The 10,359-nt window shown below is 73.1% G+C and carries 7 protein-coding genes and 1 pseudogene; 4 read left to right on the top strand and 4 right to left on the bottom strand.

The window, feature by feature from the left end; all coding sequences use genetic code 11:
* Window positions 1-216: pseudogene (locus ACFCY7_RS04630) on the top strand (hypothetical protein); the annotation flags it as partial.
* A 42-nt stretch (window positions 217-258) separates the two neighbouring features.
* Here the strand turns inward: ACFCY7_RS04630 and ACFCY7_RS04625 are convergent.
* The 4 genes from ACFCY7_RS04625 to ACFCY7_RS04610 form a co-directional block, all read right to left on the bottom strand.
* Entirely contained in the window at window positions 259-663 is a 405-nt protein-coding gene (locus ACFCY7_RS04625) for an ATP-binding protein (RefSeq protein WP_376481266.1), read from the bottom strand.
* A gap of 67 nt (window positions 664-730) precedes the next feature.
* Entirely contained in the window at window positions 731-2,473 is a 1,743-nt protein-coding gene (locus ACFCY7_RS04620; protein WP_376481265.1) for a pyruvate dehydrogenase, read from the bottom strand.
* A 27-nt stretch (window positions 2,474-2,500) separates the two neighbouring features.
* Window positions 2,501-3,982 carry a protein phosphatase 2C domain-containing protein gene (locus tag ACFCY7_RS04615; RefSeq protein ID WP_376481264.1) on the bottom strand — a complete coding sequence of 494 codons (1,482 nt, stop codon included), beginning with the start codon at window positions 3,980-3,982 and terminating at the stop codon, window positions 2,501-2,503.
* Between the two features lie 138 nt (window positions 3,983-4,120).
* Entirely contained in the window at window positions 4,121-7,921 is a 3,801-nt protein-coding gene (locus ACFCY7_RS04610; RefSeq protein ID WP_376481262.1) for a S8 family serine peptidase, read from the bottom strand.
* A gap of 232 nt (window positions 7,922-8,153) precedes the next feature.
* Between ACFCY7_RS04610 and ACFCY7_RS04605 the strand changes: the two genes are divergently transcribed.
* The 3 genes from ACFCY7_RS04605 (at window position 8,154) to ACFCY7_RS04595 (ending at window position 10,286) form a co-directional block, all read left to right on the top strand.
* Complete coding sequence (locus ACFCY7_RS04605; RefSeq protein ID WP_376481261.1) at window positions 8,154-9,137, top strand: helix-turn-helix domain-containing protein; 984 nt, start codon at window positions 8,154-8,156, stop codon at window positions 9,135-9,137.
* A 117-nt stretch (window positions 9,138-9,254) separates the two neighbouring features.
* On the top strand, window positions 9,255-9,689 hold the full coding sequence (locus ACFCY7_RS04600; RefSeq protein WP_376481260.1) for a hypothetical protein: 435 nt from the start codon (window positions 9,255-9,257) through the stop codon (window positions 9,687-9,689).
* Window positions 9,690-9,803: 114 nt separating this feature from the next.
* Window positions 9,804-10,286: a DUF456 domain-containing protein gene (locus tag ACFCY7_RS04595; RefSeq protein ID WP_376481258.1), complete on the top strand. Its 483-nt coding sequence runs from the start codon at window positions 9,804-9,806 to the stop codon at window positions 10,284-10,286.
* Window positions 10,287-10,359 lie beyond the last annotated feature (73 nt).

Here is a 10,359-nt window from a genome sequence, read left to right as displayed (position 1 = left end):
CGGGCCGCGCCGCCCGCCGCGCGGGAGCCCGCCATAGCGGACCCCGGACAGCTGCCGCTTCGACCCCGGCCCTCCCTGCAAGCCGTGAGGGGCGCTGAGTCCCGCACGGGCGACTCCCGGACGGTGGACCTCACCGCCGAGGACGATACCCAGACGCTGCCCCGGCTCGACTCCCTGGAGCGCAAGCTCAAGGACCTGGAGCAGCAGTTCGGCTGAGCACGGATCGTGGAGCACCCGTAAGACCGGTGGGGCCGCCTCTCAGGCGGCCCCACCGTTCAGTTCGAACCACACCACCTTGCCCACGCCGCTGTCCTCGACCCCCCACGAGTCGGCCAGGGCCTGGACGAGGACGAGTCCCCTGCCGTGCGTACCGTCGTCGGCGGGCGGTGCGGGCGGCGTCTCCAGGCCGGGGACGAAGTCCCGGACCTCGACCCTGAGCTGCTCGGGCACGACCGTCGCCGTGACGACGGCCCCGTGGCCGGTGTGCACCAGGGCGTTGGTCACCAGTTCGCTGGTGAGCAGTTCGGCCACGTCGGAGGCGCCCGGTCCGCCCCACTTCCGCAGCATTTCCCGCAAGGCATGTCGTACCTCCGGCACCGCGGTGAGATCCGCGCCTCCCACCTTCCTGAGCAGTTGAGTCGGCTGTCGCGCCTCCCCGGCCATAACCCCCACCCACAGTCGTCGAACAGGCTCACGGGGATGCATGCCCCGCCGGGGCGCCCGCATTCCCTCAGGGGCGGGGCACGTTCCGGAGGTTGGAGCGGGCCATCTGCAGCATCCGGCCCACTCCGCCGTCGAGGACGATCTTGCTGGCGGAGAGGGCGAAGCCGGTCACCATGTCGGCGCTGATCTTCGGCGGGATGGAGAGCGCGTTGGGGTCGGTGACGACGTCGACCAGGGCAGGGCCCTTGTGCCTGAAGGCGTCCCTGAGGGCGCTCGCCAGCTGCTTGGGCTTCTCGACCCGGACGCCGTACGCCCCGGCGGCCCGGGCGATGGCGGCGAAGTCCGGGTTCTTGTTCGTCGTCCCGTACGAGGGGATGCCGGAGACGAGCATCTCCAGCTCCACCATGCCGAGCGAGGAGTTGTCGAACACGACCACCTTCACCGGCAGGTCGTACTGGACCAGGGTGAGGAAGTCGCCCATCAGCATGGAGAACCCGCCGTCGCCGGAGAGCGAGACGACCTGCCGGTTCCGGTCGGTGAACTGGGCGCCGATGGCCTGCGGCAGCGCGTTCGCCATGGAGCCGTGGGTGAACGAACCGATGATCCTGCGGCGCCCGTTGGGTGAGAGGTAGCGGGCCGCCCAGACGTTGCACATGCCGGTGTCGACGGTGAAGACGGCGTCGTCGTCGGCGAGTTCGTCGATCACCGAGGCGACGTACTCGGGGTGGACGGGGACGTGCTTCTCGACCTTGCGGGTGTACGCCTTGACCACGCCCTCCAGCGCGTCGGCGTGCTTCTTCAGCATCTTGTCCAGGAAGCGCCGGTCGGTCTTGGCGCGGACGCGCGGGACGACGCAGCGCAGGGTCTCCCGCACGTCGCCCCAGACGGCGAGGTCGAGCCGCGAGCGGCGGCCGAGGCGCTCGGGCCGGACGTCCACCTGCACGACCCTGACGTCGTCGGGCAGGAAGGCGTTGTACGGGAAGTCGGTGCCGAGCAGGATCAGCAGGTCGCACTCGTGGGTGGCCTCGTAGGCGGCGCCGTATCCGAGCAGTCCGCTCATGCCGACGTCGTACGGGTTGTCGTACTGGATCCACTCCTTGCCGCGCAGGGCGTGGCCGACGGGCGACTTGATCCGCTCGGCGAACTGCATCACCTCGGCGTGCGCGCCGGCGGTGCCGCTGCCGCAGAAGAGCGTCACCCGTTCGGACGCGTCGATCATCCGTACCAGCGCGTCGATCTCGTCGTCCCCCGGACGGACGGTGGGCCGGGTGGTGACGAGCGCGGTCTCCGCCGTCTTCTCGGGGGCCGGCTGGGAGGCGATGTCGCCGGGCAGTGAGACGACGCTGACGCCGCCGCGTCCGACGGCGTGCTGGATCGCCGTGTGGAGCAGCCGGGGCATCTGGCGCGGGTTGGAGATGAGCTCGCTGTAGTGGCTGCACTCACGGAACAGCTGGTCGGGGTGGGTCTCCTGGAAGTAGCCCAGGCCGATCTCGCTCGACGGGATGTGCGAGGCGAGGGCGAGCACCGGGGCCATGGAGCGGTGGGCGTCGTACAGGCCGTTGATCAGGTGCAGGTTGCCCGGTCCGCAGGAGCCCGCGCAGGCGGCGAGGCCCCCGGTGATCTGGGCCTCGGCGCCCGCGGCGAAGGCCGCCACCTCCTCGTGGCGCACCTGGATCCAGTCGAGCTCCGGGGTGCGGCGGATGGCGTCGACGACCGGGTTCAGACTGTCGCCCACCACTCCGTACATGCGCCTGACGCCGGCGCGCACGAGGATGTCGACGAACTGCTCCGCCACGTTCTGTTTGGCCATGGCTCCATCAACACACGGCCCGGCGCGTTACGCCTCCCAGACGGCGGCCCCCGTGCGGTCGTCGGCGTAGCCGGTCACCCTCAGCTGGGTGTCGGCCAGGAACGCGGCGAGGCCGGGGGGTTCCCGGTCCGTCCAGCGGTCCGCGAGGGCGTGCGCGAGGGCGGGTTCGCCGCGCATCGGCTCGGCCAGACCCGGTGAGGCGAGGAGCAGGGTGTCGCCGGGGCGGGCGACGGAGGCGCGGAAGCGGAACGGCTCGGGCGGCGGCGGTACCGGCTCCTCTATGACCGGCCCGGGCGCGGTCGTGATGCCGAGGTCCATGGTGAGCCGGTCGCCCTCCTCGGTCGCCTCCGCGACCGGCGGCGGTGACCCGAAGCCGAGGACGGGTGCGCCGACGGCGACCGGTTCGGGCAGGAGCGGTTCGAGGTCCTGCCAGGCGCCGTCGCGGAGCCGGAAGAGGCCGCCGCCGCCGATGCCGAAGAAGACCCGGGTGCGGCACTCGGGGTCGGCCGGCAGGAGCAGGCAGCGCAGGGTCGCGGTGTACTCGTCGGGAGCGAGGCCCCGTTCGGCGGCGCGCGCCCTGAGCTTGCCGTACGTGCGGTCGGTGAGCCGGTGCAGACCGGACTTGAGGTCGCCGCGGCGGCCCGACCTGATGTCCTCGGAGAGCCGGGCGTGGCTGCGGCAGACGGCCTCGGCGATCCAGTGGCAGGCGTCGGCGGCGGCCAGGTGGGCGTCCTCGGCGGCGCGGGAGCCTGCGGCGACGGCGACGAGGACGAGCGCGGTCTCGTCGTGGCCGAAGCGGGCGGTGAGCAGGGCGTCGCGGCGGGGCTCGCCCCGGTAGCGGGCGGAGTCGCCGCGGACGGAGGCGGCGCGCAGCGTGCAGGTGCCGTAGCGGGCGCCGTCGAGGACGGTGTCGGGGACGAGATCGGCGAGTTCGCCGGGCCGGGCGACGGGCAGGGCGGTGGGCTCGGCCTCGTAGGTGGGCGGTCTGCTGCCGACGAAGCCGGTCCGCGGCCGGGGCAGGTCCACGGGCACGGAGACCTCGACGGTGAGGTCGGAGTCGCGCCCGGCCGCGGTGTCGGGGCCGGCGTCGGTGTCCGTCCCGGCGTCGGTCCAGGCGTCGGTGTCGGTGTCGGTCCAGGTGTCGGACGCCCGCTCCCCGGCCGTCGGTTCCGGCGGCACCGGCACCTGGACGGTGGGGGTCTCGACGGGCGGGTCGGCGGGTGGCGGCGGCGCCGGGAAGGTCCGCGGCCCCGCTTCGGGCACCTCCCAGGGCGCCCGGCCGGGTACCGGAGGAGGCAGGGCCGGGAGCACGCCGTGCGTGGACGGCGCCGGGCCCGGGAGCGGCGCCGGCTCCGGTGGCGGCGGTGGTGTCCGGCCTGGTGGGCCGGGTGCGGCGCGGGGCGCCGTGTCGAAGTGGTCGTCGAGCGTGTCACCCGAGACCGTCGGGGCCGTGTCCGGCGCCGCGTCGTCGTAGAGCTTGTCCCACCAGTGGTCCCCCTGCTGAGTCATGCCCTTATTGTCCACCGCTCGCGGCGCCCGAAAACGGGACATCGGGAAAACCGCTGCTGCAAATGGGTGGTCCGCACATGGGTGGTCCGCCGGGCGGCCCCACCCCCCACGGGAAGGACGCCCGGCGGACCGGCGTGATCAGCGCACGTCGTAAGCGCGGATCACGGTCTGGGTGACGGAGTTGCCGTTGGCGTCCGTCAGTTCGGTCCTCAGTGTGACCTGCTTGCCGGTCGCGCCCGCGTGGTTCACGGTCGCGGTCCAGCCGCCGCCCTGCTGAGAGACCCGCGCTTCGGTCCAGGTCGTGCCCCCGTCGTAGGAGTACGAAAGCCTGGCCGAGGTGAGCGCTGCGGGAGTGTAGCCCGCGTGACCCGTCGCGGTGAGGCCGATCTGCTGGCCGTCGGTCGCGGCGAGGGTCTTGAGTCCGTCCTCCGGAAGGTCGTACCGGGGGAAGAGAATCGGGATGCCCTGAGAATAGACCGTCTCGTCAAGCTCGGAGGTGAATTTCCATACCGAGTTGACGGACGTGGAGCGGGCCCACACCTTGCTGCCGATCTTCATCGTGTTCTGTTCGAGGGTGTACGCCCCGGCTTCGGCCGGTACCTCGAAGACGCCGAACGGCCAGCTGCTCTCGCCGATGACCTCGCCGTCGCGGCTGAGCCGGACGTTTCCGATGTCGCCGAAGGAGCCCGGCACGGCGTAGTGGGTGCGGTCGCCCCACATGGCGTCGGCGAAGCCGATGAGGTTGCCCTGGCGCTCGGCGACGAGGACCGGCGCGCCGGTCGTGTCGCGCGGGGCCGTGGGGGCGATGACGCCGTCGTACCACTTCTCGGCGCGCTTCTCGCCGGGGGTGTAGGCGTGCGGGGTGGCGACCATGATCTCCCCGAACGGGAAGCTGCTGCCGACCATCGGTTCCCAGGTCGTGTCGCCGGCCGAGTAGTACTCGGTGCGGGTGCCGGGCGCGGGGACCGTCTCCAGCGAGCCGAAGCCGACGCGGACGCCGTCGGGGCGGCGCGCCGCCGGGAAGTCCATGAAGTCGGTGGCGATGCCCGCGGATCCGTAGGTGGAGTCCGTGCGGCCGAGCTCGCCGTCGCGGACGCGGTACGCCTTCTCGTCGCGGATCGCTCCGGTCTCGGGGAACGCGAGGTTGTAGAGGTACGGGCTCTTCGCGGTGGCGTTCCAGGCGAGGGTGACCTCGCCGGCGGCCAGCCTGCCGAGGAGTGCGGTCGCCTCGTCGGCCGGGACGGAGAGTACCGGCAGGCCGAGTCCGGTGAAGCCGCCGCTCGGGTACCAGCGGCCGGGGGCCGCGTGGTGGGTGACGACGGCGACGGCGCCGGCGGCCTTGGCGTTGCGGGCGAGGGTGCCCGCGGCGGTGGAGTCGTCCGGCAGCCGGACGAGGGCGACGCGGCCCTGGACGCCGGCGGCCTTGAGCTCGTCGGGGGTGCCGGTCCCGGCGTCGACGAGGCGGGCGGAGCCGGTGCCGTCCAGGTTGTCGGAGGCGATGGAGGCCGTGAGCGGGTGCAGGGTCAGGCCGTCGGCGGTGCGCAGCGAGGTGATCTGCGGGGCGGCGGCCCGCCAGTAGCTGCCGAACTCGAAGTCGCCCTCGTCGGCCCGGCCTTCGACCGAGGCGTAGTAGCCGCGGATGGTGCGCGGGCCGGAGGCGGTCCCGGCGTGCAGCCAGAAGCCGTCCCAGGAGCGGGCGAACGCCAGGGTGGCGCCGCGGAGTTCGGTGGCCTTGTCGGTCTTCACCGACAGCTTGTGGGCGTCCCGGGCGTCGAGGACGACGGTGGTGTCCTTCTTCAGCTCCAGCTGCGGGCGGCCGAGGTAGCTGAGCGAGTCGGTCAGCCGGGCGTTCTCGCCCGCGTCGGGCGTGGTGACGAAGGAGGAGAGGAAGTAGCTTCCGGGGCGCAGGCGGTAGACCTGGTCGGCGGCCCCGTCGTTGAAGCGGCGCTCGCCGCTCGCGTCGTCGGTGCCGATGACGTCGAGGGAGGACGCGCCGGTCGCCGGCTTGCCCTGACGGTCGATCAACTTGACGCGCAGGGTGACCGTTTCGGGCTCCACGTAGAGCGAGAACGGGGTGGAGACGTGGATGCCGCCGGGGCCGGTGGCGAGGACGCGGCCGGTGACGTCTCCGTACTGGGCGCGCTCCAGGCGGGCGTCGGGGTCGAGTGCGAGGGGGACCTGGACGGTGGCGCCGGCCGGGACGGTGACGGTGCGCGCGCCGAGGCGGGCGACGGCCGTGGGGGTCCCCCCGGACGAAGTCCGGGGGAGGACGGCGGAGCCGTCGTTGCCGGTGACCTTCTCGACGGCCAGCCGCAGGGTGACGGGGGCGTCGGAGGTGTTGGTGTACGGCACGGAGACCGTGGTGCGGTCGCTCCTGTCCTGCGGCCAGGCGAAGGTGCCGCCCTGGACGGCGGGGGCGCCGAGGACCGTCTGGTCGATGGCGGCCTTGACGTCGAGGCGGCCGCCGCCGACCTCGCGGACGTCGCCGGGGAGGTCGCTGTCGGCGGAGGAGACGAGGGCAGCCTTGACCTGCTGGGCGGTCCAGTCGGGGTGGCGCTGCTTGACGATGGCGGCGGCGCCCGCGACGTGCGGGGTCGCCATCGACGTACCGGACATGGACTGGTAGGCGGACACGCCCCGGCCGCCGGCCGCGGCGGCGGAGATGCCGACGCCGGGCGCGGCCAACTCGGGCTTGAGGGTGTGGTTCACGATCGTCGGGCCGCGGCTGGAGAACCACGCGGTGGAGTCGTCGCGGTCGGTGGCGCCGACGGTGAGCACACCGGGCGCGCAGCCGGGCGAGGAGACCGTGTTGAGCGTCGGACCCGAGTTGCCGGCGGCGATGACGAACAACGTGCCCTTGTTCCGGGCGAGTTCCTCGGCGGCGACGCTCATCGGGTCGGTGCAGTCGGTGGGTACGGGGCTGCCGAGGCTCATGGAGACGACGTCGGCGCCCTGGGCGACGGCCCACTCCATGCCGGCGATGATCCAGGAGGCGGCGCCGGAGCCGGAGTCGTTGAGGACCTTGCCGTTGAGGAGCGCGGCGCCGGGGGCGACGCCCTTCTTCCTGCCGCCGCTCGCGGCGCCGGAGCCGCCGACGGTGGAGATGGTGTGGGTGCCGTGGCCCTGGCGGTCGTCGGTGGTCTCGGAGTCGGTGAAGTTCTCCGAGGCGGCGATGCGGCCCTTGAGGTCGGGGTGTTCGGCGTCGGCGCCGGTGTCGAGGACGGCGACCTTGGTGCCCGTGCCGTCGTAGCCGTCGGCCCAGGCCTCGGGGGCGTGGACCTGCTTCGTCGACTGCTCCAGGGTGGCCTCGACCTTGCGGTCGAGCCAGAGCTTCTTCAGTCCGGCGGCGGAGCGGGCGCCGGGGGCCTTGATCTCGGCCCAGAAGACGGCGGCCTGCTTCTTCTCGGCCGTGAGGGCGACGCCGTCGACGGCCTTGAGGACCTGGCCGCGCCGCGCGCCGCGCGGGGCGGCGGGGACGGAGCGGGCGAGGTCGGAGCCGTAGACCGCGATGAGGGGCAGCGTGGTGGTGGCCGCGTCGTCGTAGCCCTGGCGGACGAGGCCGGTGACGTTGAAGAGCTCTTCGTCGACGCGTCCGGCGGCGAGCGCGTCGGCGGCGTCCTCGGGGTAGACGTACAGGTCCTGGCCGGAGCGGCGGGTCTGGACGAGGGGGACGGTGCCGTCCTCACGCGGGAGGACGGTGGCCGCCGGGTCGCCCTGGGCGTCACGGGTGACCAGGACGCGGTCTCCGGTGACGAGGGTCACCGTGGCGGCTCGGCCGCCGGTGCCCTTGCCGGCGCGGGCCGCGGCCTCGCTGCCGACCAGCGGTCGCTTGCCGGTCGTGTCGTCCTGCGGCGCGTCGGCCATGGACGGCGCGACCGCGGTGACGGCCAGGACGGCGGCGGTCGCCGCCCCCAGGGCCGTACGCGAAATCGGGCGCATCGCTCTCCCCATCTGAATTCGGAAAAAGGGCGCAAAAAGCCCTTCTCCGAAGGCTGTTGGTGCTGCGGTGGCGCCACATTGGCAGAGGTGAGGGCGGTGCAGGGATGATGGGCGAGGCGGGAATGCGCCGTGGCCGTTTCCCGCCAGGTCACCAACGGAACGAATGCCTCCGGTGAACGTCCCGGAAAGATCGGGAACGCCCACCGGACGCACGGCGAGGGGTGGGGCATCCATGCTGGGAGCGATAGGACTCGACGAGCGCCAGGAGTCCGCGTACCGGGCCCTGGTGGCGCTGGGCGCCGCCGAGGTCACCGATCTCGCGCACCGGCTCGCCCTGCCCGAACAGGACACCGAGCGGGCCCTGCGCCGACTCGAGTCTCAGGGGCTCGCCGCCCAGTCCTCGGCCCGCACCGGACGGTGGGTCGCGGCGCCGCCCGGGGTGGCTCTCGGCGCGCTGCTCACCCAGCAGCGCCACGAGCTGGAGCAGGCCGAACTGGCGGCGGCGCTGCTCGCCGAGGAGTACCGCGCCGAGGCCGAGGCCGTCGCCGTGCACGACCTGGTGGAGGTGGTGACCGGCGCCAGCGCGGTCACCCACCGCTTCCTCCAGCTCCAGCTGGGCGCGACGGAGGAGGTCTGCGCCCTCGTCACCGGCAAGCCGATCGCGGTCACCGGCATGGAGAACGACGCCGAGGAGCAGGCCGCCGGGCGGGGCGTCCGCTACCGGGTGGTGATCGAGCGCGAGGTCCTCACCCTGCCGTCCGGCCTGCTGGAACTCTCCGCGGCGCTCGGCCGCGACGAACTGATCCGCGTCGCCGACCGCGTCCCCACCAAGCTGGTGGTCGCCGACCGGTCCCTGGCCATGGTCCCGCTGACCGGCCGGGGCGCCGAACCCGCGGCCATCGTCGTGCACGCGAGCGGGCTCCTCGAATCGCTCATGGGCCTCTTCGAGTCGGTGTGGCGGGAGGCCCTGCCGCTGCGTCTCGGGGCCGGCGCGCAGATCATCGAAGACGAGGCGCCCGGTCCTGACGGCATGGACCTGGAGATCCTGTCGCTGCTGCTCGCCGGGATGACCGACGCGAGCGTGGCCAAGCAGCTGGACCTGGGGCTGCGGACCGTCCAGCGCCGGGTGAAGGGGCTGATGGAGCTGAGCGGGGTGACCACCCGGCTCCAGCTGGGCTGGCACGCGTACGAGAAGGGGTGGGTGGCCCGCGGCTGACGTCCGGCCGTATGGGAAGGTGAGCGGCCGGTTCCGCATTCGTGTCCGCGGTCACCCCGGCGACCACCCCGGATTCACCTCAGGATTCGCCTCCGCGCTCACCTCAGGAGTACCCCCATGAACGGAAGGCGCCGTCGCGCCCTGCTCGCCACCGTCCACCCCCTCCTGGAGCCCGGGGAGCGGGTCGAGGTGACGTGCGTCGTGAACCTGAGCAGCGTCTCCGTGCGGCGGACGGCGGCGTTCGCGGTGGCCTCCGCGCTCGCGTCCGGCGGCTCGATGGCGGTGATACCGACGCCCGTGCCGATGTACCTGACGATGACCGACCGCCGGCTCCTCGTCCACCGGGCGGACCCGGTGTTCGCCAAGCCGGTGGAGCACGTCCTCACCGTCGCGCGCGCGGGCCTCGTCCGCTCGGAGATCAAGGAACGGTTCGTCAACTCCTCCTTCGTCGTCTCCCCTGCCGCGGGCGGGGACGGGCTGAAGATCCTCTTCCCGCTGCTCGGCCGCAAGGAGCGCGACCTGGTGGCCGCGGCACTGCCCCTCGCGGCCTGACCGGCACCGGCACCGGCACCGGCAGGACACCCCAGGGCCGGGTGTCCCCCCTTCGGTCCCCCGTCCGCCCGACGCGACCTGCGGAAACCCGTTCCGTCCTGCACCCTGGGCAACGTGGGTGTGTGGCAGCTCCTGATGATCGCGACGGTGATGCTGCTCGGTCTGTTCGGGGTACTGGCCCCCGGCGTGCCGGGGACGTGGCTGGTGTGGGCGGCGATGCTCTGGTGGTCGCTCCACGAGCGGACGAGCCTCGCCTGGATCCTGCTCGTCTCCTCGACCGGCCTGCTGCTCCTCACCCAGGTGATCGTCTGGCAGCTGCCACCACGCCGCTTCCGGGGTGTCGGCATCACCCGCCGGATCGTGGCGTACGCCGGGGTCGGCGCGCTCCTGGGCTTCGTCCTGATCCCCGTGGTCGGCGCCGTCCCCGGCTTCGTCGGCGGCATCTACCTCGCCGAACGGCTCCGCCTCGGCGGCCACGGCCAGGCCCGCGCGGCCACCCGGACCGTCATGCGCGCGGCCGGCACGAGCGTCCTCGTCGAGCTCTTCTCCTGCCTGCTGATCGTGGGCGCCTGGGCGTGCGCGGTCATCTGGGGCTGACGATCCCGGCCGGGGGATGTTCCGGACAGGACCTAGGGCGGAGGGCGGAGTCCGGACCCGTCCCGCCGCCGAT

It is taken from the genome of Streptomyces sp. NPDC056361 (assembly GCF_042262805.1).
GTDB lineage: Bacteria > Actinomycetota > Actinomycetes > Streptomycetales > Streptomycetaceae > Streptomyces.
Note: the sequence above shows the minus strand (reverse complement) of the source record. Positions and strands in the feature narration are given on the sequence as shown.

What these genes read in the sequence shown, in the direction of transcription:
- ACFCY7_RS04615 (WP_376481264.1), bottom strand. Translation starts at nt 3,982, where the DNA reads ATGACTCAGCAGGGGGACCACTGGTGGGACAAGCTCTACGACGACGCG.
- ACFCY7_RS04625 (WP_376481266.1), bottom strand. Translation starts at nt 663, where the DNA reads ATGGCCGGGGAGGCGCGACAGCCGACTCAACTGCTCAGGAAGGTGGGA.
- ACFCY7_RS04610 (WP_376481262.1), bottom strand. Translation starts at nt 7,921, where the DNA reads ATGCGCCCGATTTCGCGTACGGCCCTGGGGGCGGCGACCGCCGCCGTC.
- ACFCY7_RS04600 (WP_376481260.1), top strand. Translation starts at nt 9,255, where the DNA reads ATGAACGGAAGGCGCCGTCGCGCCCTGCTCGCCACCGTCCACCCCCTC.
- ACFCY7_RS04605 (WP_376481261.1), top strand. Translation starts at nt 8,154, where the DNA reads ATGCTGGGAGCGATAGGACTCGACGAGCGCCAGGAGTCCGCGTACCGG.
- ACFCY7_RS04620 (WP_376481265.1), bottom strand. Translation starts at nt 2,473, where the DNA reads ATGGCCAAACAGAACGTGGCGGAGCAGTTCGTCGACATCCTCGTGCGC.